27 protein-coding genes are annotated in these 24,256 nt (G+C 64.4%); 19 read left to right on the top strand and 8 right to left on the bottom strand.

The genetic code is table 11. From position 1 onward, the window contains the following. The first annotated feature begins 106 nt into the window (after positions 1-106). From ACKUUH_RS03800 to ACKUUH_RS03785, 4 genes are all read left to right on the top strand, one after another. Positions 107-763 (top strand): TetR/AcrR family transcriptional regulator, encoded by a 657-nt coding sequence (locus ACKUUH_RS03800; RefSeq protein WP_407948530.1) that lies wholly within the window; start codon positions 107-109, stop codon positions 761-763. Positions 764-825: 62 nt separating this feature from the next. Continuing rightward, complete coding sequence (locus tag ACKUUH_RS03795) at positions 826-1,782, top strand: fatty acid desaturase family protein (RefSeq protein WP_407948539.1); 957 nt, start codon at positions 826-828, stop codon at positions 1,780-1,782. Between the two features lie 102 nt (positions 1,783-1,884). Beyond that, entirely contained in the window at positions 1,885-2,952 is a 1,068-nt protein-coding gene (locus tag ACKUUH_RS03790; protein ID WP_407948529.1) for a phosphotransferase, read from the top strand. A 153-nt stretch (positions 2,953-3,105) separates the two neighbouring features. Further along, positions 3,106-5,097: a PAS domain S-box protein gene (locus tag ACKUUH_RS03785; protein WP_407948528.1), complete on the top strand. Its 1,992-nt coding sequence runs from the start codon at positions 3,106-3,108 to the stop codon at positions 5,095-5,097. A gap of 2 nt (positions 5,098-5,099) precedes the next feature. Here the strand turns inward: ACKUUH_RS03785 and ACKUUH_RS03780 are convergent, their stop codons facing one another. From ACKUUH_RS03780 to ACKUUH_RS03770, 3 genes are all read right to left on the bottom strand, one after another. Further along, entirely contained in the window at positions 5,100-5,759 is a 660-nt protein-coding gene (locus ACKUUH_RS03780; RefSeq protein WP_407948527.1) for a glutathione S-transferase family protein, read from the bottom strand. Between the two features lie 83 nt (positions 5,760-5,842). Continuing rightward, the gene (locus ACKUUH_RS03775; RefSeq protein WP_407948526.1) at positions 5,843-7,081 is read right to left on the bottom strand and encodes an acyl-CoA dehydrogenase family protein; all 1,239 of its coding nucleotides are present in this window, start codon (positions 7,079-7,081) and stop codon (positions 5,843-5,845) included. A gap of 115 nt (positions 7,082-7,196) precedes the next feature. Further along, positions 7,197-7,664, bottom strand: a complete 468-nt coding sequence (locus tag ACKUUH_RS03770) for a nucleoside deaminase (RefSeq protein WP_407948525.1) — start codon at positions 7,662-7,664, stop codon at positions 7,197-7,199. A gap of 80 nt (positions 7,665-7,744) precedes the next feature. Between ACKUUH_RS03770 and ACKUUH_RS03765 the strand changes: the two genes are divergently transcribed. From ACKUUH_RS03765 to ACKUUH_RS03740, 6 genes are all read left to right on the top strand, one after another. Continuing rightward, complete coding sequence (locus tag ACKUUH_RS03765; protein ID WP_407948524.1) at positions 7,745-8,731, top strand: pseudouridine synthase; 987 nt, start codon at positions 7,745-7,747, stop codon at positions 8,729-8,731. After that, positions 8,706-9,272 carry a 16S rRNA (guanine(966)-N(2))-methyltransferase RsmD gene (rsmD, locus tag ACKUUH_RS03760; RefSeq protein ID WP_407948523.1) on the top strand — a complete coding sequence of 189 codons (567 nt, stop codon included), beginning with the start codon at positions 8,706-8,708 and terminating at the stop codon, positions 9,270-9,272. Before ACKUUH_RS03765 ends, rsmD begins: the two co-directional genes overlap by 26 nt. 7 nt (positions 9,273-9,279) lie before the next feature. Next, entirely contained in the window at positions 9,280-10,137 is an 858-nt protein-coding gene (locus tag ACKUUH_RS03755) for a TIGR01459 family HAD-type hydrolase (RefSeq protein WP_407948522.1), read from the top strand. 108 nt (positions 10,138-10,245) lie between these two features. Beyond that, positions 10,246-11,196, top strand: a complete 951-nt coding sequence (locus ACKUUH_RS03750; protein ID WP_407948521.1) for a bifunctional riboflavin kinase/FAD synthetase — start codon at positions 10,246-10,248, stop codon at positions 11,194-11,196. Then, positions 11,193-11,852, top strand: a complete 660-nt coding sequence (locus ACKUUH_RS03745) for a class I SAM-dependent methyltransferase (RefSeq protein WP_407948520.1) — start codon at positions 11,193-11,195, stop codon at positions 11,850-11,852. Before ACKUUH_RS03750 ends, ACKUUH_RS03745 begins: the two co-directional genes overlap by 4 nt. A gap of 139 nt (positions 11,853-11,991) precedes the next feature. Beyond that, complete coding sequence (locus ACKUUH_RS03740) at positions 11,992-12,780, top strand: enoyl-CoA hydratase (RefSeq protein WP_407948519.1); 789 nt, start codon at positions 11,992-11,994, stop codon at positions 12,778-12,780. Positions 12,781-12,782: 2 nt separating this feature from the next. Here the strand turns inward: ACKUUH_RS03740 and ACKUUH_RS03735 are convergent, their stop codons facing one another. Further along, a complete protein-coding gene (locus ACKUUH_RS03735) occupies positions 12,783-13,388 on the bottom strand; it encodes a DUF6101 family protein (protein ID WP_407948518.1) in 606 nt (201 codons plus the stop codon). A gap of 185 nt (positions 13,389-13,573) precedes the next feature. On the opposite strand from ACKUUH_RS03735, the gene ACKUUH_RS03730 reads away from it, so the two are divergent. Then, on the top strand, positions 13,574-15,115 hold the full coding sequence (locus ACKUUH_RS03730; protein ID WP_407948517.1) for a UbiD family decarboxylase: 1,542 nt from the start codon (positions 13,574-13,576) through the stop codon (positions 15,113-15,115). 4 nt (positions 15,116-15,119) lie between these two features. After that, positions 15,120-15,545 (top strand): alternative ribosome rescue aminoacyl-tRNA hydrolase ArfB, encoded by a 426-nt coding sequence (arfB, locus tag ACKUUH_RS03725; protein ID WP_407948516.1) that lies wholly within the window; start codon positions 15,120-15,122, stop codon positions 15,543-15,545. Here the strand turns inward: arfB and ACKUUH_RS03720 are convergent. The 4 genes from ACKUUH_RS03720 to ACKUUH_RS03705 form a co-directional block, all read right to left on the bottom strand. Beyond that, on the bottom strand, positions 15,542-16,168 hold the full coding sequence (locus ACKUUH_RS03720; RefSeq protein ID WP_407948515.1) for a YceI family protein: 627 nt from the start codon (positions 16,166-16,168) through the stop codon (positions 15,542-15,544). The genes arfB and ACKUUH_RS03720 overlap by 4 nt on opposite strands. Positions 16,169-16,176: 8 nt before the next feature. Continuing rightward, positions 16,177-16,737, bottom strand: a complete 561-nt coding sequence (locus tag ACKUUH_RS03715; RefSeq protein WP_407948514.1) for a YceI family protein — start codon at positions 16,735-16,737, stop codon at positions 16,177-16,179. Continuing rightward, a complete protein-coding gene (locus tag ACKUUH_RS03710) occupies positions 16,734-17,330 on the bottom strand; it encodes a cytochrome b (RefSeq protein WP_407948513.1) in 597 nt (198 codons plus the stop codon). The genes ACKUUH_RS03715 and ACKUUH_RS03710 overlap by 4 nt, the downstream gene beginning before the upstream one ends. An 87-nt stretch (positions 17,331-17,417) precedes the next feature. Further along, entirely contained in the window at positions 17,418-17,936 is a 519-nt protein-coding gene (locus tag ACKUUH_RS03705; RefSeq protein ID WP_407948512.1) for a macro domain-containing protein, read from the bottom strand. Positions 17,937-18,048: 112 nt separating this feature from the next. Between ACKUUH_RS03705 and ACKUUH_RS03700 the strand changes: the two genes are divergently transcribed. The 7 genes from ACKUUH_RS03700 (at position 18,049) to ACKUUH_RS03670 (ending at position 24,250) form a co-directional block, all read left to right on the top strand. Next, the gene (locus ACKUUH_RS03700) at positions 18,049-18,453 is read left to right on the top strand and encodes an MAPEG family protein (protein ID WP_407948511.1); all 405 of its coding nucleotides are present in this window, start codon (positions 18,049-18,051) and stop codon (positions 18,451-18,453) included. A 27-nt stretch (positions 18,454-18,480) separates the two neighbouring features. Next, on the top strand, positions 18,481-19,830 hold the full coding sequence (locus ACKUUH_RS03695; RefSeq protein ID WP_407948510.1) for a TldD/PmbA family protein: 1,350 nt from the start codon (positions 18,481-18,483) through the stop codon (positions 19,828-19,830). After that, a complete protein-coding gene (locus ACKUUH_RS03690) occupies positions 19,817-20,629 on the top strand; it encodes a 3'(2'),5'-bisphosphate nucleotidase CysQ (RefSeq protein WP_407948509.1) in 813 nt (270 codons plus the stop codon). The genes ACKUUH_RS03695 and ACKUUH_RS03690 overlap by 14 nt, the downstream gene beginning before the upstream one ends. Before the next feature lie 68 nt (positions 20,630-20,697). Next, complete coding sequence (locus tag ACKUUH_RS03685; protein ID WP_407948508.1) at positions 20,698-20,943, top strand: DUF4170 domain-containing protein; 246 nt, start codon at positions 20,698-20,700, stop codon at positions 20,941-20,943. Beyond that, entirely contained in the window at positions 20,933-21,457 is a 525-nt protein-coding gene (locus ACKUUH_RS03680) for a TspO/MBR family protein (protein ID WP_407948507.1), read from the top strand. Before ACKUUH_RS03685 ends, ACKUUH_RS03680 begins: the two co-directional genes overlap by 11 nt. Positions 21,458-21,625: 168 nt before the next feature. Next, a complete protein-coding gene (locus ACKUUH_RS03675; RefSeq protein ID WP_407948506.1) occupies positions 21,626-23,500 on the top strand; it encodes an ABC transporter ATP-binding protein in 1,875 nt (624 codons plus the stop codon). 6 nt (positions 23,501-23,506) lie between these two features. Beyond that, positions 23,507-24,250, top strand: coding sequence for a lysophospholipid acyltransferase family protein (locus ACKUUH_RS03670; RefSeq protein WP_407948505.1), 744 nt, complete (start codon positions 23,507-23,509; stop codon positions 24,248-24,250). Positions 24,251-24,256 lie beyond the last annotated feature (6 nt).

Below are 24,256 nucleotides of genomic sequence, written 5' to 3'. Positions count from 1 at the left end.
CGGGAGCCGGGCTTTTTTATGCCTGCCATCCGGCCACCCACCTCCACACTTGACGCCCGCCCATGAACCGTGGTTCATTTCTTGTGAGTGAACGGAGGTTCATATCTTGGTTTACCGCAAGACCGACAAGGTGACGGCCCGCCTCGCCGATACGCGCCGCAGCATCCTCGATGCCGCGCGCGATCTCGTGGCCGAAGGCGGTTTTGCTGCGGTGCAAATGACCGAAGTCGCGAAGAAAGCGGGCGTCGCCACCGGCACGCTCTACCGCTATTTCTCGTCCAAGGAAGCGCTCTGCCGGCAGGTCTTCCGCGAAGTGTCGGCCCGCGAGATGGGCATGCTCGCGGAGATCGCGTCCGGCGACGCTTCGGCGGGCGAGCGGCTCGTTCAGGTGCTGCGCACCTTCGCGGGACGTGCGGTGCGCGGGCGCCGGCTCGCCTATGCGCTGCTTGCCGAGCCGCTCGATGTGAACCTTGCCGAGGAACGCGCCTTCTTCCGCCGCACGCATGCCGAAATTTTCGCCCGCATCCTCGACGACGGAATCGACAATGGCGAACTCCCGCGGATCGACGCACGGATCGCGGCCGCCTGCATCGCGGGCGCCATTCCGACGGCGCTGATCGGACCGCTTGCACCTGAATCGCATGAGCTCGACAGCAATCCCGACCGAACGGTCGAGGAAATCGTGAACTTCTGCCTTGCCGGCGCGGGCGTCGCGCAGGCAGGCGGCAAGACAAAAAGCCTGGAACGGAGGACGACGGCGTGAGCGTACTGGCAAAGGATCTTCTGTCCCCGGAGCAGCTCGCGCTGGTGCGCAAGCGTTCGGACATGCGCGGCACCTGGGTTGTCATCCATGCCTGGGGTGTCATCTTCGGCACGATGGCCGTCTTCGTCGCCTTTCCCAATCCGCTCACCTATGTTCTCGCGGTCATGGTGATCGGCGCGCGCCAGCTCGGCCTCGCCATTCTCATGCATGATGGCGCGCATGGCATCCTCACGCAGAACCAGAAGCTCAACATGTTCCTGAGCCAGTGGCTCTGCGCCTATCCGATGATGGCGGAAACCGGCGCCTACCGCCGTTACCACCTGAAGCATCATGCCAACACCCAGCAGCCGGAAGACCCGGACCTCATTCTTTCCGCGCCCTTCCCCATCACGCGCAAGAGCTTCAAGCGCAAGATGGTTCGCGACGTTACCGGCCAGACCGGCTACCAGCAGCGAAAGGCGCAGATCCTCAACGCCCTCGGCAAAGCCGAATGGCCGCTCGAACAGCGGCTCAGGAACTACTGGGAGAAGCTCGGCCGCGCGACACTGGCGCAGCTCGCCGTCTTCGGTGTGCTCGCGGCGAGCGGCCACTGGTATCTCTATTTCGCGCTCTGGCTCGTCCCCTTCCTTACCTGGCATCAGGCGATCACGCGCATCCGCAACATCGCCGAACACGCGATGGTGCCGGACAACAACGATCCCTTCGGCAACGCACGCACAACCAAGGCGAACCTGCTGGAACGCGCGCTCGTCGCGCCTTACTGGGTGAACTATCACGTCGAGCATCACCTGATGATGTGGATCCCCTGCTACAACCTGCCCATGGCGCGCCGCTTCCTCGTCGCGAATGGCTATGGCGAGCGGATCGAGACCAAGTCGGGCTACAGGGAAGTGATCCGCATGGCGACGTCTCGCCCGGACACCGACGACAAGCCGGGTTCCGTCATCCACAATGCGCGGCGGCGGCGGGTTTCGGGTGTGACCTCGGAAGGCTTCGAGGAAAATCAGGACGCAGCCTGACGCCTTCGCAAGGCAGCCGCAGCGTCCGGCAGCGCTGTCTTTGCCGCCCGGCGGCCGCGTGCTAAGTCTCCCCCTAAAGATATTTCTTCGGGGGAGAGGAAGATGGTCGAGGCCACACAAGCCGATCTGGAAACGACGCCCATCCGCGAGGCGCATCGCTTCGACGTGAAGCGCCTCGAGGCTTTCTGCCGCGAGGCGGTGGAAGGCTTCGGCGGCGATCTCGAAGTCCGCCAGTTCGAAGGCGGTCAATCGAACCCGACCTTCCTGCTTACGACAACCGGACCCGGCGGCGGCAAACGCTATGTGATGCGCAAGAAGCCGCCCGGACAACTCCTCGCCAGCGCGCACCAGGTCGACCGCGAATACCGGGTGATGAAGGCGCTTGCCGAGACCGACGTTCCCGTGCCGCACATGTATGCGCTCTGCGAAGACGACAGCATCATCGGCACGTCGTTCTATGTCATGGATTTCATGGAAGGCCGGGTGTTTCGCGAGTCGGTCATGCCGGGGTCGAGCGCGGAAGAACGGCGCGCCGTCTATGCCAACCTCGCCGAGAACCTCGCAAAGCTGCACAAGGTCGATTACGAGAAGGTCGGTCTGGGCGATTTCGGGAAACCCGGCAACTATTTCGAACGCCAGATCGGACGCTGGATCAAACAGTATCGCGGCGCTCAGACGGCCGATATTGCGGCGATGGAAGAGCTCATCAAATATCTGCCGGAACATATTCCAGACGAGCCGTCCGTGACGATCGCCCATGGCGATTATCGTCTCGGCAACACGATGTTCCATGCCACCGAGCCGCGCATGATCGCCGTGCTCGACTGGGAACTCTGCACCATCGGTCATCCGCTCGCCGACGTTGCCTATACCTGCATGTACGACCTGCTCGGCGTGGCCGGCGGCGCGGAACCCATCGACCGGACGAAGACACCAGGCGTGCCGACCGAAGAGGAATTCGTCGCCGAGTATTGCCGCCACGCTGGCCGGGACGGAATCCCGCACTGGAATTTCTATCTCGCCTTCTCGATGTTCCGCCTCGCTTCCATCAGCCAGGGTGTCTACAAGCGCGGCCTCGACGGTAATGCGAGTTCGGAACGCGCAAAAACGCTTGGCGATGCCTGCCGCAATCTCGCCGAGCATGCCTGGCAGATCATACAGCGTTCCTGATCGACGGATATCTGCGAAAAACACGGTTAGCGCTCTCTTAACGGTCTCGCACCGCTCAAGGGAACGTTAAGCAAATCCTCCTACCATTCCGGACATTACGGGCAGCATTTAGCCGGCCGTCCAATGGCGCAATGCCGGGAGTGGGGATTGGCAATGGGTCGTCCTTCTGACGGGACACCTCGGGGAGGATCAAACGCACCGTGTGCGGACGGTCCCCGTGCGACCTCAAGTGCGCATTTCTACCGCGCCCTCATCGAAAACGCAGGCGGCATCCTTACGATCATCGATGGCGAAGGTGTCATCACCTATCAGAGCCCGGCCGTGCGCAAGGCTTTCGGCGGACTGGAAGGGGCACTGCGCGGACGGAAGGTCGCCGATCTCGTCCATCCGGACGACCGCGAAAGAGTGGCCCGCAGAATCGAAGAATGCGCCCGGGTGCCCGGTGCCGAATTTCTGGAAGTCGTCCGCCTGCCTCACGCGAACGGCACCTGGCTCCGCGTCGAAACACGCGCACGCAACCTGCTCGCCGATCCCGATATTGCAGGCCTTCTCTGCGTTTCCAAGGACATCACCGAGACCTACCGGCTCGAACACCAGCTTCGCGAGGCCGAACAGCTCGCGCGCTTCGGCCACTGGCGCTGGGTGAAGGGAGAGCCTGCACCGCAATGGTCGCGGGGTGTGGCCCGCATCCTCGGTCTCGACGAGGAAAGGCTTCCCGCCGGCGGTGACTGGTACGAACACCTCGTTCACCCGGAAGATCGCGGCGAACTTCTGTCGAAGTTTCTCGACGCCTTCGAGACGCATGAGCCCGTTACATGCGTCACCCGGTTTCAGACAGGCGATGGCTGTTACCGCTACATCAAAACCTATGCCTATGCCGAAGCTGACGCTTTCGGGGAGATCGGCGCCCTGGTCGGTCTTGCCGAAGATGTGCACGAGGAAGTGGAGGCCGAGCTCGCGGTGAAGGCGAGCGAAGCAAAGTACCGGCTGCTCACGGAACAGGCGTCGGATGTGGTGGCGTATTACGATGCGCAATCCCGCATCATGTTCATTTCCCCGGCCATCGAGCGTATCCTCGGACGCAGCCCGGAGGAATTTCACGGCAAGCCGATCGGCGAAGAACTGATCCATCCGGACGATTTTCCGCGCGCGCGCAAGGCTTTCGTTCAATGCGCGCGGGATGGTGAGCAGGTGCAGTTCGACTACCGTTGCCTGCACAAGGACGGCCACTATGTGTGGCTCGAATCGACGATGCGCCGCGCGCCCGATTCCGAGGGCGGAAGCACTGCCGAAATTATCGGCGTCACGCGCGACATCGGCGAGCGCAAGCGTCACGAAATGGAACTTCTCGATGCGCGCGAGCGCGCCGAAGCCGCGAACAGGACGAAGTCCCGTTTCCTCGCCAACATGAGTCACGAGCTCCGGACGCCGCTCAACGCGATCATCGGCTTCTCGGACATCCTGCGCATGGAGATGTTCGGCGCGCTTGGCCATGAGCGCTATTCGGAATATGCGCAGCTCATCAACGAAAGCGGCGCGCTTCTTCTCGATCTCATCAGCGACATTCTCGACATGTCGAAAATCGAGGCCGGCAAGTACGAGCTTAACCCGGAAACGCTCGATGTGAGGGCGTTGATCGATTCCTGCGTCCGGCTCGTGCGCGGAAAAGCAGAGGAAAACGGGGCACAGATCGCCCACTCGATCGCCTGCGGCGACGATTGCCAGATCGTGGCCGATGAGCGCGCCCTCAAGCAGATCCTGCTCAACCTCCTGTCCAACGCGGTGAAGTTCACGCCGGTCGGCGGCCGCATTTTGGTCGAAGCGGATGAATTCGGCGGTGAAGTCCGGCTGACAGTGAGCGACACGGGCCGTGGCATACCGCCCGATCATATCGCGCGCCTCGGTCAACCTTTCGAACAGGTGACAACCGATGCGGCGCTTGCCAAGCAGGGAACGGGTCTCGGCCTCGCGCTCGTGCGCTCGCTCGCGGAGCTTCACGGGGGGCACATGGCGATCGAAAGCGAACCCGGCGCGGGCACGCGCGTGACCGTGACGCTGCCGAAAATTCCCTATTGCGAAGTGCCTCAGCGGCCGTTCGCCGAAGAAGCCGGAAAAACGATGCTGTCAGGCGCCGCCGCAGGCTGACGTCAACCGGCCATCATTCGACGGAGAGCGATGTCGAGTTCGGCGAGAACTTTTGCCGCCGCCGGCTCTTTCGCGATTCCCTTATAGTACGCGCCTGCTTTCGGGAACTGCTGCAGCGGGTTGACGCTGCCGAACATCGGCCCGATCTGGTCGAAGAAAAAAAGCACCGGCACCAACTCGCAGTCGGCGAGCGTCAGGCTGCTGCCGACGGCATGATCGTCGCCCGTCAGATAGGCTTCAAGCCAGCCCATCGCCTTCTGGAGTTCGCCGAGTTCGCGCGCGACAAGCTTCGGGTCGCGGCCTGCCGGGTTGATCTGCCCGAAAAGCTCCCCCATCGGCTCCATCACATAGAGGTCGCCGATCCGGCCGAAGAGCCGCATGCGGGCGATGGATGCGGCATCCGTCGGACGCAGCGGCCTTCCGAGGCCCTTGTCTTCCAGATACTCGCAGATCGTTTCCGATTCCGGCACGATCACGTCGCCATCGATCAGGACCGGCACCTTGCCCATCGGCGCGATGCGGTGGAACTCCTGCTCCAGGTCCGGGTCCGGCATGTCGAGAAACTCGACGTCGAGGTCCTTCGCGTAGATGGCCATCCGGCAGCGCGTCGCATAGGGCGAAAGCTGCGCGTTGTACATCTTCATGCCGGTTGCGATGCCCATGAGCGTTTCCGTCTTTTTTCGCCGCCGCAATGAAACAACGGCCGGTCCCCGAGAGAACCGGCCGTCGTTTCGTCTTGTCTACCTTACTCCGCCGCGGCCCGCACCCGGTTCGAGTATTTCTTGAACTCGAGCTTGGCGATAGTGCGGGCGTGCACTTCGTCGGGGCCGTCCGCGAGGCGGAGCGTCCGCATGCCGGAATACATCTTGGCGAGACCGAAGTCGGTCGTCACGCCGCCGCCGCCATGCGCCTGGATCGCATCGTCGATCACCTTGAGGGCGATGTTCGGCGCCGCCACCTTGATCATGGCAATCTCGGCGCGAGCGACCTTGTTGCCCACCGTGTCCATCATGTAGGCGGCCTTCAGCGTCAGCAGGCGCGCCATCTCGATGTCGATGCGGGCACGAGCCACACGCTCTTCCCAGACCGAGTGCTCGGCGATCTTCTTGCCGAAGGCCTCACGGGTGAGAAGACGCTTCACCATGATCTCGAGCGCGCGTTCGGCAACGCCGATGGTGCGCATGCAGTGATGGATGCGGCCAGGTCCAAGGCGGCCCTGGCTGATCTCGAAGCCGCGGCCTTCGCCGAGAAGCAGGTTCTCGGCCGGAACGCGGACATTCTCGAGAAGCACTTCGGCATGACCGTGCGGCGCGTCGTCATAGCCGAACACGGGAAGCATGCGCACGACCTTGATGCCCGGCGCGTCCATGGGCACGAGGATCTGCGACTGCTGCCTGTAGGTGTCGGCCTTGGGGTCCGTCTTGCCCATCAGGATCGCGATCTTGCAGCGCGGATCGCCCACGCCCGACGACCACCACTTGCGGCCGTTGATGACGTATTCGTTGCCGTCGCGTTCGATGCGGGTCGAGATGTTCGTCGCGTCGGAAGAGGCGACGTCGGGCTCCGTCATGAGGAAGGCCGAACGCATCTTTCCTTCGAGCAACGGCTCCAGATATTCCTTCTTCTGGCGTTCGTTGCCGTAGCGCTCGATCACTTCCATGTTGCCGGTGTCCGGCGCGGAGCAGTTGAACACCTCCGACGCCCAGCCGACGCGTCCCATGATCTCGCAGAGCGATGCATATTCGAGGTTGGAGAGGCCGCCGCCGCGCTCGGATTCGGGCAGGAAGAGATTCCACAGACCGGCTTCCTTCGCCTTCGGCTTCAGGTCTTCCAGGATCTGCGGCACCTGCCAGGGGTCGCCCGCCTTGCGGAAGGCATCCATCTGGTCGTTATAGGTCTTCTCGTTCGGATAGATATGGTCGTCCATGAACCGCTCGAGACGAGCGAGCAGCTCCTTGGTTTTTTCATTGTGGTCGAAATTCATCGATCTCCCCTTCGTATTTTTGTGGGTCGGGGACCGCGGTCCCCTTCTCAATGTCGAATGCGGGCACTCTAACGGGTTGGGGAGAGCAAATCACGCGGAAAGCCGCTGATTGGCCTCAGCTGCGCCGCACTGCGAAAAAACGCCGCAACAGACCGGCGGCCTGGCTTTCGGCAATGCCGCCATAGACGTCCGGCCGGTGATGGCAAGTCGCTTGCGCGAAGATGCGGGGGCCGTGGTCGACGCCACCGCCCTTCTCATCCGCCGCCCCGTAATAGAGCCGTCTCAGGCGGGCAAAGGAAATAGCTGCCGCACACATGGGGCATGGCTCCAGCGTGACGTAGAGGTCGCATCCGATGAGCCGTTCGGTGCCGAGCGCGGCGCAGGCCTCGCGGATCGCGAGGAGTTCGGCATGGGCCGTCGGATCCTTGAGTTCAAGCGTCCGGTTGCCCGCCCGTGCGACGATGCGTCCCGCCCCGTCCACGATGACGGCGCCCACCGGCACCTCCCCGCGCGCGCCCGCCGCCTCGGCCTCGGCGAGGGCAAGGTCCATCGGGCGCATCGAGGTGTCGGGCTCGGCTGTCATGGGCGGGACCGTGCCCCGTGGTTCCGGGCTTGGCAAGCACCAGCTTCCTGTCGGGCGGGGCTCCTGCTAAAGAGAGGCCCATGACATCCGCCCCCAAAAGCCCCTCCCCTGCGCCCGAAGGCGACCGTATCGCGAAAGTGATCGCGCGGGCGGGCATCTGCTCGCGCCGCGAGGCCGAAAAGCTGATCGAGGAAGGGCGCGTAACGGTGAACGGCAAGGTGCTGAAAAGCCCGGCCCTCAACGTCACGGGCCGCGAAACGATCATCGTCGACGGAAAGGCGCTCCCGGCGCGGGAGCCGGCAAGGCTGTGGCGCTACCACAAGCCCGCCGGCCTCGTCACCACGGCAAAGGATCCCGAAGGCCGGACCACCGTGTTCGAGAAGCTGCCGGAAGATATTCCGCGCGTCGTCTCGGTCGGGCGCCTCGACATCAATACAGAGGGCCTGCTGCTTCTCACCAATGACGGCGAGCTGGCGCGCCTCCTCGAACTGCCCTCGACGGGCTGGACACGGCGCTACCGCGTCCGCGCCTGGGGCCGCATCACTCAGGCCGATCTCGACAAGCTGAAGAACGGCATCACCGTCGAAGGCGTGCGCTACGGTCCGATCGAGGCTGTGATCGACAAGGTGCAGGGTTCGAATGTCTGGCTCACGCTCGGCCTCAAGGAAGGCAAGAACCGCGAGGTGAAGCGCGTCCTCGCCGAACTCGGACTGAGCGTCAACCGGCTGATCCGGCTTTCCTTCGGCCCGTTCCAGATCGGCGATCTGGAGCCCGGCGACATCAAGCAGGTGCCGAACCGCGTATTGATGGATCAGCTCGGCGCCCATGCCGAGCAATTTGCACCGGCCGAAGTCCAACCATCCAGGGGACCGGCGGCCGGCAGTTCCGGCGGAAAATGGGCGGGCGGCAAACCTGTAACCAAAAAGGCCGGCGACAAACCATCCGCGAAGCCGGATCGGACAAAGCCGGGTGGCACGAAGCCGAAACTGAAAACCTTCCGTGAGAAAAAGGCCGGCACGACCGGCAAGAGAAAGGCTCCCCATGCGGATCGTCGGCGGCGCCCTTAGAGGCCGGCCCATCGCGGCGCCCAAGGGCGATCTGGTGCGGCCGACGAGCGACCGCACGCGCGAGGCATTGTTCAACATTCTCGCCCATGCCGACTTCGGCGATTTCGCGCTTGAGGGAGCCCGCGTGCTCGACCTCTTCGCGGGCACCGGCGCACTCGGCATCGAGGCGATCTCGCGCGGCGCTTCCTTCGCTCTCTTCGTGGAGGATCATGCCGAGAGCCGTGCGGCGATCCGCGAGAATCTCGAACATCTCGGCCTCAACGGTCATGCGAAAATCTACAAGCGCGATGCGACGCGGCTTGGGCCTCGCCCCGGCAGCGTCGGTCCCGCCTTCTCGCTTGTCTTCGCCGATCCGCCCTACGGCAAGGGTCTCGGCAGCGCCGCGCTTCTTTCCGCGCGCGAGGGAGACTGGCTTGCACCGCAGGCGCTCTGCGTCGTCGAGGAGAGCGCGATGGCGGATTTCGAAGCGCCCGAAGGCTTCGAGGAGCTCGACCGGCGGCGCTACCGCGATACCGAAATCGTTTTCATGAAAGCAGAGTAGAAGGCGCATGCTGATCCCGGGACTTTCGGCCATTGCCGGCCGATACGATGCACTTCTCTGCGATGTCTGGGGCGTGCTGCATAACGGACGCAGAGCCTATCCGGGCGTGCCGGAAGCGCTGGCGAATTTCCGCGCGAAAGGCGGCCATGTGCTGCTGCTCTCGAACGCGCCGCGGCCGTCCGATGCGCTGCCCGCGATGTTCGAGCACATGGGCATTCCACACGACGTCTATGACGGAATTCTGACCTCGGGCGATGCGACGCGCCACTGCCTCGCAAGCCATGAACACGGAACGCGCTGCTACCACATCGGGCCGGACCGCGACCTTGCGCTGTTCGATGACACCGGGGTCGAGCGTGTTGGCGAAGCCGATGCCGATTTCGTTCTCGTCACCGGCCCCTTCGATGATGAGGTCGAAGGTCCGGAAGATTACCGCGAACCGTTCGAACGGCTCACGGCGCGTGGGCTCACGCTCATCTGCGCCAATCCCGACATTGTGGTCGAGCGTGGCGACCGCCACATCTATTGCGCGGGCGCGCTTGCGAAACTCTATGGCGAACTGGGCGGCAACACGGTCTATTTCGGCAAGCCGCACGGCCCCGTCTACGGCATTGCCCGCGAACGTCTTGCCGGGTTCGCCGGCAAACCCGTTCCCGATGCCCGCATCCTGGCCGTGGGTGACGGACCTCTGACCGACGTCAAGGGAGCGAACGACAGCGGCATCGACGTCCTCTTCATCACGGGCGGAATCGCGGCGGCCGATTGCGGCCCCGCGCCGGAAGCGCCGGAGGAGGCGCGCGTCGTCCATGTTCTCGAGCGCGCGGGCGTCAGCGCCGTCGGCGCCATGCCGCGCCTCGTCTGGTAGCGGCGGAACGCAACGTCACCCTCGTTTCCCGCCCCGTACTTGACGCTGCGGAGCCGATCCGCCATGACCTTGAGCCAAATTCACCCGCCCGGAGCACCGGCCCCCTCTATGCAGATCGTCCGTCACCATGAACACATTGCGCCCGGTCTCCGGGGAGCGGTCTATGCGCTCGGCAATTTCGACGGCGTGCATCTCGGCCACCAGCAGGTGATCGGCAAGGCGGCGGCGATTGCGGCGGAGATGGGCGTGCCCCTCGGCGTCATCGTCTTCGAGCCGCATCCGCAGCAGTTCTTCTTTCCCGATCGCCCTTTCTTCCGGCTCACGCCCTTCCGCGCCAAGGCAAGGCTTCTCGATCGCCTCGGCGTCGACATCCTTGCCGCGCTCCCCTTCGATGAAAAAATGTCGCAAAGGCTGGCGCCGGAATTCGTGCACGACGTGCTGATCGATGGCCTTCATGCCGTTCATGTCGTCGCGGGCTACGATTACCGCTTCGGCAAAGGCCGCAGTGGCGATGCGGCGGCACTGTCCTACATGGGCGAAGTGGAAGGCTTCGGCGTCAGCATCGTCGAGGAAGTCCAGGAAGATGGCGTCACTTTTTCTTCCACGCGCATCCGCGAGTTACTGGCCAAGGGCGATCCGGGAGGCGCGGCGAAGCTCCTCGGCCACTGGTGGACTGTCGAAACGCACATCAAGCAAGGCGACCAGCGCGGCCGGACCATCGGATTTCCAACGGCGAACCTGCCGCTGGAGGACCATGTCGAGCCGGCGCTCGGCGTCTATGCGGTGAAAATCGAATTCGAGGACGGGCCTCACAAGGGCGTCTATGACGGCGTTGCCAATGTCGGCAGGCGCCCCACCTTCGACAAGCAGGACGTTCTCCTCGAGGTCCACATCTTCGATTTCGAGGGCGACCTCTATGGCGCCCATGCCGCCGTGTCCTTCATCGAGTATCTGCGTCCCGAACGGAAATTCGACGGGCTCGACAGCCTCAAGGCGCAGATCGCGAAGGATAGCGAGAGGGCGCGCGAGGTGCTCGCCGCGCTCGGCAAAGGAGCATGAGCGAGCGCCGCCACCCGGCCGATTTCATCCGTGGCAACACGGCCCTCCATGAAGCCCCGCTCATTCCGGAAATCCGCCTCCACCTCGCCACGGAAATTGTGCCTATATGGCAAATGACCGAGGAAGAGCTTGAGAAGTCCGGTCTGCCCCCGCCCTTCTGGGCGTTTGCCTGGGCCGGGGGTCAGGCGCTGGCCCGTTATATCCTGGACAACCCCGTTATCGTCAGCGGCAAAAGCGTCCTGGATTTCGGCGCGGGGTCGGGCCTGATCGGCATCGCTGCCGCGAAATCCGCCGCAAGCAGGGTTTTGTCTGCCGATATCGACGAATTTGCCGTCGAGGCAATCAAGCTGAACGCCGCCGTCAATGCCGTTGAGATAGCCACGACGGTGGAAGATCTTGCCGGAGTGGAAAACCGGGGCTGGGAAGTGATCCTGGTCGGCGACATGTGCTACGAGCGCCCGCTGGCAGAGCGGATCGAGGCATGGCTCCGCCGCCTTGCCGGCGAGGGCGTCGAGGTGTTGATCGGCGATCCGGGCCGCACCTATCTGCCCAAATCCGGCATGGAGAAACTCGTTTCCTATGCCGTGAAGACCACCCGCGAGCTTGAGGACACGGACGTCCGGAACACGAGCGTCTGGCGGCTGCTGCCGGAGTGAGCTGTTCAAAATCCGCCAGCGAAGGCTCGTTCCGCGCACATCGGATTGCGCCGTTTGGCTTTGCCTCGGCAGGGCGCTGATGCTAATTCCAAAACAGAACTAACCACAGCCGCTTCACTCTTCCCGAAGGGATCGCTCCATGACCGACCATGTGCTTGTGACCGTCGAAGACGGTGTCCAGATCGTCACCATGAACCGCCCGGACAAGAAAAACGCCCTGACGGCGGAGATGTACAAGGTGCTGGCCGACGCAATCGAGATCGCGGATGCCGATCCGAAGATCCGCGTCACGCTCTATACGGGCTCCGGCGGCTCCTTCACGGCGGGCAACGATCTGGGCGACTTCGCCAAGGCGGGTACGACGCCGGTGGACGCGCAGCCGACAGAGAAGCCGCATGTGACGCGCTTTCTGGAAAACCTCGCCAACGCGCAAAAGCCGATTGTGGCGGCCGTGAACGGGCTCGCGGTCGGCGTGGGCGTGACCATGCTTCTCCACTGCGATCTCGTCTATGCGGGAACGAGTGCGACCTTCCAGATGCCGTTCGTGAATCTCGGCCTTGTGCCGGAAGCAGGCTCGACCTTCCTGCTGCAGCGCCAGATCGGCATTCAGAAAGCAGCCGACCTTTTCCTCACCGGCAAGAAACTCGGCGCGGAAAAGGCCGAAGCCATCGGCCTTATCGCCGAGGTCTTCCCGGATAACGAGTTGCCCATCGAAGCGCTTGCCCGCGCCAAGGCGCTCGCCGCCAAGGCGCCCAATGCGGTCCGCGCGACCAAGGCGCTGCTGAAGGACAATGATCGCCCTCGGGTCGGCGAAGCGCGCGAAGCCGAAGCCCGCGTATTCGGCGCCCAGCTCCGTTCCGGCGAAGTGAAGGAAGCGATCAGCGCCTTCTTCGAAAAGCGCGCACCGGATTTCTCGAAGTTCGGCTGAGCTCAGTAGGCGAGCGGGCGGCCGCCGACGACGAGACGGCCGGCCCAAACGCGCGGCTGGCCCGACTGGCCGAAGGTGAGCGGGCGGCGGGCCGAAAGCGGGTTCGCGCCCGCGTGAGGCTGCGGGTCCGAGACCTGGAGGGCGCCGAGGCGGCGTTCCGCCGGATGGAGCATCCCCTCCCGGTCCTCGATCAGCAGCGGCAATTTCAGCGCCCGGCCCCAGGCACGCCAGCGCGATGAGGCATCCACGCCATCCTCGCCGGCATAGACGACGAGGTTCCGGGCCGCGTTGCCAGCGTGGCACAATTCCACCACGGCAACGAAGTTCGCTGCCTGCCGGTCGCAGGGAAGAACGCGCAGTGCCACACCGTCATAGGCCGAAATGGGCTCGGACCACTCGAAGCGGCCCAGCAGGGGCGAACTGTCATAGGCCGTCACGGCGTCCGTATAGACCGTGGCGAAGCGGATAAAGCCAAAGGCGCGCTCCACGAGCCCCGTTGCCTTGACGGCAACATGCTGCGGCAACAGGAAGGGATCGGCGTCAAGCTCGCCGCCACGCCAGATTCGCTTCTGCCGCTTGCGCTGCTTCACACTTTCACCGGATGTCACTCGAGGCTCCTTCACATAACCCGCACAAGCGGAACTCTAGGCTCGCAAGGGTTGGCGCCCTGTTAACGGGCCCCACCAAATCGGCACATAAACCGGCTCCTGCCCGCCCCCTCCTCCCGCTTTGGCAAATGCCCGCCTTTGCGGCATTCTCACCGCCCCGCGACGATAGAAAGCCGGCTGCGCCAATGTCCTATGCCTCCCTCCGCGAATTTCTCGGCAAGCTCGACGAGACCGGCGACCTCGCCCGGGTGAAGGAACCCGTTTCGACCGTTCTGGAGATGACCGAAATCCAGACGCGCCTCCTCGCCGAACAGGGACCCGCCGTTCTCTTCGAGGCGGCGCAGATGGCCGATGGGCGGCCCTCCTCCATGCCCGTCCTCGTCAATCTCTTCGGCACAGTCGAGCGGGTGGCGCGCGGCGTAACGGCGAATTTCGCGGGCGGCGGCCCCATCGAGCGAACGCGGGCGAAGGATTTGCGCGAAGTCGGCGAGGCGCTTGCCTTCCTGCGCCAGCCCGAACCGCCGGGGGGCTTCCGCGAGGCCGTCTCCATGCTGCCGCTCCTGCGCACCGTCATGGCGATGAAGCCGAAAACCGTTTCCTCCGCCCCCTGCCAGGAAGTGGTGCTGAAGGGGAGCGACATCGACCTCACCCAACTCCCCATCCAGACCTGCTGGCCGGGCGAGCCCGCGCCGCTCATCACCTGGCCGCTCGTCGTCACCAAGGGGCCGAAGGGCGTCAAGGAAGACGACTTCAATCTCGGCATCTACCGCATGCAGGTGTTGGGCAAAAACAAGACGATCATGCGCTGGCTTGCGCATCGCGGCGGCGCGCAGCATCATGCGCGCTGGAAGAGCGAGAAGCGCGAGCCGCTTCCCGCCGCCTGCGTCATCGGCGCCGATCCCGGCACGATCCTCGCCGCGGTCACGCCCGTGCCGGACACGCTCAGCGAATATCAGTTCGCGGGGCTGCTGCGCGGCCAGAAGGTCGAGCTCGTCGACTGCAAGACGGTGCCGCTGAAGGTTCCTGCGCAGGCCGAAATCGTCATCGAGGGCCATGTCTCGCTCGACGAGTACGAGGACGAAGGCCCCTATGGCGACCACACGGGCTATTACAACTCGGTCGAGAAGTTCCCGGTCTTCACCGTCTCCGCAATCACCATGCGGCGCGACCCGATCTATCTCTCGACCTTCACCGGCCGCCCGCCGGACGAACCTTCCGTGCTCGGCGAGGCGCTGAACGAGGTCTTCATTCCGCTCCTCCAGCAGCAATTCCCGGAGATCGTGGATTTCTGGCTGCCGCCCGAAGGCTGCTCCTACCGCATCGCCGTCATCTCGATGAAGAAGGCCTATCCCGGCCACGCCAAGCGCGTGATGATGGGCGCGTGGTCCTATCTGCGCCAGTTCATGTACACGAAATGGCTCATCGTCGTGGACGACGACATCGACGCGCGCGACTGGAAGGACGTGATGTGGGCGATCTCGACGCGCATGGACCCGGTGCGCGACGTCACGCTGATCGAGAACACGCCGATCGACTATCTCGACTTCGCCTCGCCGGAAAGCGGGCTCGGCGGCAAGATCGGCCTCGACGCCACGAACAAATGGCCACCCGAAACGAAGCGCGAATGGGGCCGCCATATCCGCATGGACCAGGATGTGATCGAAGCCGTCACGAAGAAATGGTCGAAGCTCGGGTTGCCGGGCACGGGCAAGCCGATCTGGAAGTAGTCCCATGATCCCCGTCACAGACAGGCTCGCCATCGAGGACGATGAAATCTCCATCAGTTTCATCCGGGCTGGCGGGCCAGGCGGGCAGAACGTCAACAAGGTGTCGAGCGCCGCGCAGCTCCGTTTCGACGCGCGGCATTCGCCCTCGCTGCCCGAACGCGTGCGCGAAAGGCTTGAGCGGATCGCGGGCGCGAAGCTCACCAAGGACGGCGTCATCGTCATCACGGCAAACCGCTTCCGCACGCAGGAAGCGAACCGGCGCGACGCCGTCGACCGCCTTGTCGAGATGATCGCCGCCGCCGCGCATCAGCCGAAATTCCGTGTGCCGACGAAGCCGAGCCGTGCGGCGAAAGTGAAGCGCGTCGAGGAGAAAGTGAAGCGCGGCTCGGTGAAGAAGCTCAGGAGCCGTCGTCCCTCCTCGGAGGATTAGCTCCTCGGCTTTGCGAACTCCGCCTCGATGCGGAAACGCACTTGAACGCCGACGGCAGGCCACCATTTCCCGAGGCCCCAGTCCGAGCGGTCGAGCGAGCCTTCGGCGGAAAAACCGAGCTTGTCTTCGCCCGTCAGCGGGTCCGGCGCCGCGCCGTTGAAAGTCACGGCAAGCGTTACCGGATGCGCGCGGCCCGCAATGGTGAGGTCGCCCGTCACCTCGCCTGCCCCCTCGCCTGTGCGGACAATGTTCTTCGAAACGAAGGTAATATCGGGATGCGCCGCCGCATCGAACATGTCCGGCGCCGTCAGCATCGCGTCGAGTTCGGGCACGTTGGTATCGATGCTCGCTGCCTTGATCGTCACGTCGAGGCGGCTCTTTTCTGGTACCGAGGGCACGGCATCGAGCACCGCCTCGACCTCGTTGAAGCGCGCGACGAAGCGCGAGAAGCCCAAATGATCGACGTCGAAGAGAACGCTCGTATGCCGGGGGTCAGCACGATAGGTGCCCGCCGGCGCATCGACCGGATCGCCGCTCACGCGATGCGTCGCCACGTTCAAGGCCGTGCAGGCGGCAAGGGACGCCGCCAGCGCCAGAACACCCGCCATGCGCCTGACCGTCATGACGCCCCTCACGATTTCGTCGCCGTGAGGTCGATCCGCACCGTCACTTCCGGCGCCGCCACGTCGGGCGACGCGAGTTGCCCCGCGCCGACGCCGAAATCGAGCCGGTTCAACTCCGTCTCCCCCGTCACATGCGCCTTGCCGCCGTCGATATCGAGCGTGAAGGGCAGCGTTATGGGGTTGGTTTCCCCGCGCAACGTCAGCGTTCCCTCGGCGAGATAGCGGTTGCCGCCATCGTGGCGAAATGTCTTCGCCTCGAAGACCGCTTTTGGATAATCCGCAACGTTGAACCAGCCCTCGGCGGGCAGGTATTCGTCCTTCTGCTTCTCGCCCGTCAGGCACGACATCATGTCGATGGCGACAGTCACGGAAGATGCGTCGAGCGCCTCTGCGTCAAAGGCGATATCGGCAATGAAAGCCGTGCAGCGCCCGCTGAACCTGTTGCCATTTCCTTCGGTTCCTTCCCAGGTGATGGTTTCGGGTGTCTGTTCCGCGATCCAGTTCGTCACGGCAAAGGCTGGCGCCGCGCCCGCGATCAGCGCGAGGAAGAAGATGGCAAAGCGGATCACGTCCCGTTCCTTTCCCTGAAGAGATCGCGCGACGGCAGCATGCGCGTCAGCACGTCGTCGCGCCGCACAAAGTGATGCCAGAGCGCGGCGGCAATATGGAGCGCGACGAAACCCGATGCCACAATCGCAATCGTCCAATGCGTCCACGAGGCCGCCGTTTCTATCGCCGCTTTCTGCGGATGATCCGCGACGAAGCCGATATGCGGCAGCGGCACGAGCCCATACAGCACTGTCGGAATGCCGAGCGGCGAGGCGGACACGATCATCCAGCCCGTCAGCGGCATCAGCAAGAGCGCCGCATAAAGCCCCCAATGCGTCGCCAGCGCCAGTGCGCGTTCATAAGGCTTGAGAGCGGCAGGAAGCGGCGGCGGTGCATTCGCTGCGCGCCATGCAACGCGCGCGCAGACAAGCAGGAAGATCGTCGCGCCGATCGACTTGTGAAGCTGATAAAGGGGAAACGTCCAGGGATCCGTGAGCGGCAGCCGCGTCATCGTCACGCCGATTGCGAGCATGACGAGAAAGAACGCCGCGATCAGCCAGTGCAACGAAAGAGCGACGAGCCCGAAACGCCTCTCTGAATTACGCCATTGCATCGGGTCCGGCCTCCTCAAGCTCGCGCAAGCATGCCTCGCGATCCCTCCCCTCACAACCTGAAAGCGGATGCGCGTTCCAGCACGAATTCAACTTGCCGTGAGCGCCGCCTTCAAGGGTTCGGCCTGTTTCGCGTCGAAGGCGACAAGAAGAATCCGCCTCGGAAATTCATGCGTCTTCATGTGTTCGCGGCAGACTGCGACAGCGACCTTTGCCGCCTCGTCAGGCGGATAGCCGAATATGCCAGTCGAGATCGCGGGAAAGGCAATCGAGTCCATTCCGCGTTCCGCGGCGATGGCGAGCGCATTGCGGTAGCAGCCGGACAGCAATTCCGCCTCCCCCTCGCCGCCGCCATGCCAGACCGGCCCCACCGCATGCACGATCCATCTGGCGGGCAGGTTGTAGCCGCCGGTGATCCTAGCCTCCCCGGTCGGACACCCGCCCAAAGCCTCGCATTCGCCCACGAGGCCCCCTCCCGCGGCGCGGAAAATCGCTCCGCAGACGCCGCCGCCCGGTGCGAGCTTCTCATTCGCGGCGTTCACGATGGCGTCCACCTCGATCTTCACGATATCGCCGATATGGACCTCGATGACCGGCTCGGATGCCATGTGTGAAATCCCGTGCTAGCTTGCCCCGACCACAAACGAATCATGCCCGGGCGTGCGAGACAAGCGCGGCTGAGACCTGCAAGAACCGCGGCATTTTGAACCGGAGGAACCAATGGGCTTTTATTCCGCCTCGCTCCCCATTCTCGGCGTTTATGCCGGTCTCAATATTCTCATCAATCTCTTCCTTGCCTATCGCGTCTCCGCGAACCGCGTGCGATCCAAGGTCATGACCGGCACGGGCAGCGACGAAACGCTCCACAACGCCAGCCGCGCCCATATCGTGAACGCCGAATACACGCCCATCGCGCTCATCGGCCTCCTGTCCCTTCATCTGCTCGGCGCCTCGATCTATGTGCTCCACATTGTCGGCCTCGCGCTCACCATCGGCCGCGTCCTGCATGCGATCGGCGTATCGCGCACCGGCGAGTCGACGCCGCCGCGCCTTGTCGGCACATTGCTCACCTGGATCGCGCTGCTGGTCGCCGGTATCGGCTGCCTGTGGTATGCGCTGGTCTGACAACACACCCTTAGCCGGAACCGCCTCATGAGCACGCCCGCCGAAACCGTCCTCGACATTGCGGCCATGCTGGTCGAGCGCGCGCGGAAGGCGGGGGCGGAGGCGGCCGAGGCAGTCGTCCTTGAAGGAACCTCGCTCGGCGTTTCCTGGCGTCTCGGCAAACTCGAGGATGTGGAGCGTTCGGAAGGCCGCGACATCGGCCTTCGCGTCTTCATCGGCAAGAAGCAGGCAAGCGTCTCCTCCACCGATCTTTCGGAGGCAGCGCTCGGTCCCATGATCGAGCGCGCTGTCGCCATGGCCCGCGTCGCGCCGGACGATCCCTGGTGCGGTCTCGCCGATTCCGGTTTTCTCGCGCGCGACTGGCCGGACCTCGACATCGAGGACATGACCCCGCAGCCTTCCGCCGAGGCGCTTGCCGCCGTTGCGGCGGAAGCGGAAGAAGCGGCGCTTGCCGTTCCGGGCGTCACCAATTCGAGCGGCGCGGGCGCGAGCTTCGGGCGCTCCGGCGTTGCGCTTGTCACGAGCGGCGGTTTCGCCGGCGCCTATGCGGGCACCTCGTCCTCCTTCTCCTGCTCCGTTCTCGCGGGCGAAGGCACGACGATGGAGCGCGACTACGAATTTTCGTCCAAGCGCCATGCGGCGGATCTCGAAAACGCGAAGGATGTCGGTCGCCGGGCGGGCGAGAAGGCGGTGCGCCGCCTCAACCCACGCAAGGTGAAGTCGCAATCCGTTCCCATCGTCTACGATCCGCGCGTCTCAGGCGGCCTTGTCGGCCATTTCGCGAGCGCGATCTCCGGAAGCGCCATCGCGCGCGGCACGAGCTTCCTGAAAAAAGAGATGGGCAAGCCGGTCTTCGCGAAGGGCATCTCCATCGTCGACGACCCGCACATGAAACGGGGCCTGCGGTCCAAGCCGTTCGACGGCGAAGGCGTGAAGAACCGCCGCACACAACTCATCGAAGACGGTGTGCTGACGACCTGGCTTCTCGACACGGCGACGGCGCGCCAGCTCGGTCTCGAAACCACGGGCCACGCCGCGCGCGGCACGGGCGGGCCGCCTTCGCCCTCGACGACCAATCTCTACATGGAGGCGGGCTGCCTCTCCGTGAAGGAACTCATCGCCGGCGTCAAACAGGGCCTCTACGTCACCGAGCTGATCGGCATGGGCATCAACGGCGTCACCGGCGACTACAGCCGTGGCGCTTCGGGCTTCTGGATCGAGAATGGCGAGATCGCCTATCCAGTGAGCGAGATCACCGTCGCGGGCAATCTCCGAGACATGTTCCTCAACATGACGCCCGCCGCCAATCTCGAATTCCGCTATGGCACGAATGCACCCACCATCCGCGTCGAGGGCATGACCGTTGCCGGAAGCTGAGGCACGGGCCACCGATTTCGCACTGATGAAGGAAGCTGTGCGCGAGGCGGGAGCCATCGCCATGCGCTTCTATCAGACCGACCACAAGCAATGGTCGAAGGCGCATGACAATACGCCCGTCACCGAAGCCGACATCGAAGTGAACGAACTGCTGCATGCCCGGCTTGCGGTGGCGAGGCCGGATTACGGCTGGCTCTCCGAGGAGACGGAGGACGACAGCTCGCGGCTCACTCAGCCGCTCGTCTGGGTCGTCGATCCGATCGACGGCACCCGCGCCTTCGCCAAGGGCCGGCCGCATTTCGTGATTTCGGTGGCGCTTGTCGAAAATGGGCGCCCCGTGCTCGCCGTTCTGTTCAATCCCGCGATGGATGAATTCTTCGAGGCCGAGGCGGGCAAGGGCGCGCGGCTCAACGGCCGCCCGATCCATGTCAGCGATTGCGACCGGATCGAGGGCTGCCGGATGATCGCCTTCGCGCCCATGTTCAAGCATCCGTCCTGGCCGGAGCCATGGCCCGACATGGACATATCCGACCGCAATTCCGTCGCCTACCGGATCGCCCTCGTTGCCAGCGGCGAGGCGGACGCGACGCTCGCCCTCAACGGCAAGAGCGACTGGGACCTCGCCGCCGCCGACCTCATCCTGCATGAGGCGGGCGGGCGCATGACCGTGCATGACGGCACGCCCTTCTTCTACAACCGCGATTCCACCCGTCATCCGAGCCTTCTCGCCGCGGGCCCCGCGCTCTACGACGCGCTGTTCGAGAAGGTCGGCCGGATCAAGCTCCCGCCGCGCCGCTAGCGTCGCCGGGGAGCCTGGCCCGTGTTAGGCTTTGTTGCAGTGTAGTGCGTGTCCGCCGGGAGAATCTCATGACAAAGCAGCTTCTTCATCTCGTGTTCGGGGGCGAACTCACGCATCTCGACGAGCAGGAGTTCAAGGACGTGTCGAGGCTCGACATCGTCGGCATCTTCCCCAACTATGCCGAGGCTCACAAAGCATGGAAGGGGGCGGCGCAGCGCACCGTCGACAACGCCCATATGCGATACTTCATCGTCCATTTGCACCGGCTCATGGACCCTGAACAAGAAGAACAAGATGGACAGCATGAGCACTGAGGATACCAGCGGGAGCAAGTCGTCGGGCAGCCCAAGCGCCCTCGTTTCTCTTCTCTATCTCTTCGCCTTTCTGGGTTTCGTCTTTCTCGTCGCGGCGGCAGGCGGCGCCGTCACGGCAACGAGTGTCGGCGACTGGTACCAGACCCTCATCAAGCCGCCGCTCACGCCGGCGCCCTGGGTCTTTCCCGTCGTCTGGAATTTCCTCTATTTCCTGATGGCGATTTCGGCCTGGCTTATCTGGCGGACGACCGGCAGCTTCGACCGGTCAGGATTGCCGCTCGCGATCTTCGGCGCCCAGCTCTCGCTCAACCTTGCCTGGAGCATCCTCTTTTTCGGCCTCCGGAACCCGCTGCTCGCCGCCGTCGAGATCGTTTTCCTCGATCTGGCCGTGCTCGGCACGGTGGCGGTTTTCGCGCGCTACAGCCGCTTGGCCGCCCTTCTCCTCCTGCCCTATCTGGCCTGGGCGCTCTTTGCCACCTATCTCAACATGGGGATCGTTGTGCTGAACCGCTGACGGCCCGAAAACGCCAACAGGATGAAGCGTTTACCATTTCGCCGCTTTATGGCGGGAGGGCCTCACCCGTGATATTGTCCGCGCAATCCCGCTGAACTGGGGCCCGCTGAACTGGGCCCGCCGAACCGGGCGGCGCCGCCCGAGCGCGCCCCACAGAGACAGGCCAGAATGCCGAGCAAGACGACCGACGCCAGACCCCGTCAAACCGGAGCGGGGGCGACGCCCCGCCCCGATTCCGTGCCGCCGCTGCCAGTGGCCGAGATCGGCATGGGAGGCGTCCTGTCCCGCATGGCGCGGGAATACCTGAAGCCGCACTGGCGGACGGCCGTCATCGCGCTTCTCGCCAGCTTCGTGGTCGCGGGCGCGACCGGCGCCGTCCCCGTGCTCATCAAATTCGCCCTCGACAACATCGTCGGCACGGACGCCTGGATGCTGCTCCTCGTCTCGGCCGGCGCCATCGCCGCCACCTCGGTGCAAGCCATCGCGACCTATATCTCGCGGATCAACATGGCGAAGATCGGTCAGCACATCGTCGCTGCGGTCCAGAAGCGCATGTTCACGCAGATCATGCATGCCGATCTTGCCTGGGTTTCGAACACCCATTCAGGCCGCTTCATTTCCGGTTTTCTCTACGACGCGAACCGCGTGCGCGACACCATCACGACCTCGGTGATCGACTTCGGGCAGAACCTCCTCACCGTCTTCGCGCTCGTCGGCGCCATGTTCTGGCTCAACTGGAAGCTCGCCCTGATGGGCGCGGCGGTCATTCCCGTCGTCGGCCTCGTCGTCCGGCAACTCGGACGGCGCACGCGCAAGGCGGCGAAGCTCAACATGGAAGGCTCGGGCGACCTGACGGCCGTCATCTCCGAGGCGCTCAAGGGCATCCGCGTCGTCAAGGCCTATGACCAGGAGACGACCGAGAGCGCGCGCGCCTCGCGCACCATCGACCGCGTGCGCTATAATGCGATGAAAGCCATCAAGGCGCGCAGCATGGCGAGCCCCATCACCGGCATGCTCTCCGGCTTCGGCGTCGCCGCGGTCATCTATTTCGGCGGCCGCAGCGTGCAGACGGGCTTCCTCTCGATCGGCGACCTCGGCGGCTTTCTCTCTGCCATGCTGCTCGCCTATGAACCGCTCAAGAAGCTCGCCAACACACAGACGCTGATGCATGAAGGCGTGGCGGCGGCCGCGCGCATCTTTCCCATTCTCGACATTGAGCCGAGCATTAAGGCGCCCGAAGACGCGAAACCGCTCCACGTCAAGGATGGCGCGATCCGCTTCGAGAATGTCCACTTCCATTATGGCGACGGTACGCCCGCGCTCAACGGCGTCGACATCGAGGTCCCCAAGGGCCACACGGTCGCGCTCGTCGGTCCTTCCGGCGCCGGCAAGAGCACGATCCTCAACCTCGTGCCGCGTTTTTACGATCCGACTTCCGGCCGCGTTCTCATCGACGGGCAGGATGTGCGCGATGTCACGCTGAGTTCGCTGCGCGCCGCAAGCTCGCTCGTCACGCAGGACCCCTTTCTCTTCGACGACACGATCCGCGCCAACATCGCCTATGGCTCGCCCGGCGCCACCGATGCCGAAATCGAGGAGGCCGCCCGCAACGCGGCCGCGCATGAGTTCATCGCGGCGCTGCCCAAAGGCTACGACACGCTGGTCGGAGAGGCCGGGTTCAAGCTTTCCGGCGGGCAGCGCCAGCGCATCGCCATCGCGCGCGCCATGCTGAAGAATGCCGCCATCCTGCTGCTCGACGAGGCGACCTCCTCGCTCGACACCGCTTCCGAAATTCAGGTGCAGAACGCGCTGTCGCGCCTCATGGAGGGCCGCACGACGCTCGTCATCGCGCATCGTCTTTCGACCATCAAGCATGCCAACACGATCTGCGTGATCGACGAGGGCCGGGTGGTCGAGCGCGGCAGTCACGCGGAGCTCGTGGCACATGGCGGCCTCTATGCGGAGCTGTCGCGTTCACAGTTCATCGAAGAGCCGGATGCAGCGCCGGAAGGCGCATCCCAGGCAGCGGTCGCGGGAGAGTAGGCACTCATGGCTGGCGGGAAGACCGGAAGAAGCGAAGCCCTGACGACGCTGGCTGCCTGGGCGATAGCGTTTTTCATCAAGCTCGTGCGGCGCACGGGCCGCTTTGAAATTCGCCGCGGCGACATCGCCGCGCGCTTCTGGGCGGAAGACAAGCCTTTCGTCGCCGCCACCTGGCATGGCCAGAACATGATCCTGCCGACCTTCTGGCACAACTGGCGCGAGATGCGCATTCTCGTGTCGAAGCACGGCGATGGCGAGATCGTCGCCGGCGTCATGCACTTCCTCGGCGTCGGCACCATTCGCGGCGCGGGCGTGCCGAAGGGCGAGGAGCGTGCCCATAAGCAGAAGGGCAAGGGCGGCGCCGGCGCGCTGCGCGCCATGGTGCGCGCGCTCGGCGAGAATATTTCGATCGGCCTCACCGCCGATCTCCCGCCCGGCCCCGCGCGCCGCGCCGGCGAAGGGATCGTCATGCTGGCAAGGCTTTCCGGCCATCCCATCGTTCCCGTCGCCGCAACCACCAGCGCGCGCATCCAGCTCAACAACTGGGATCGCTTCACGATCAACCTCCCCTTCTCGCGCGGCGCGCTCGTCTGGGGGGAACCGATCTACGTGGCGCGCGACGCGACGCCCGAGGAGCTTGAAGCCGCGCGCCTTCGCGTCGAGGACGGGCTCAATGCCGTCGCGCGCGAAGCCGAGGAAATCGTCGGCCGCGCGCCCCGCAGCCGCGACGAGGGAGCGGTGGCGCATTGAGCGGCC

Origin of the sequence: Parvibaculum sp., from assembly GCF_045863935.1 — a bacterium.
GTDB lineage: Bacteria > Pseudomonadota > Alphaproteobacteria > Parvibaculales > Parvibaculaceae > Parvibaculum.
The sequence above is the reverse complement of the archived record's forward strand: the minus strand, read 5'-3'. Positions and strand labels throughout refer to the sequence as shown.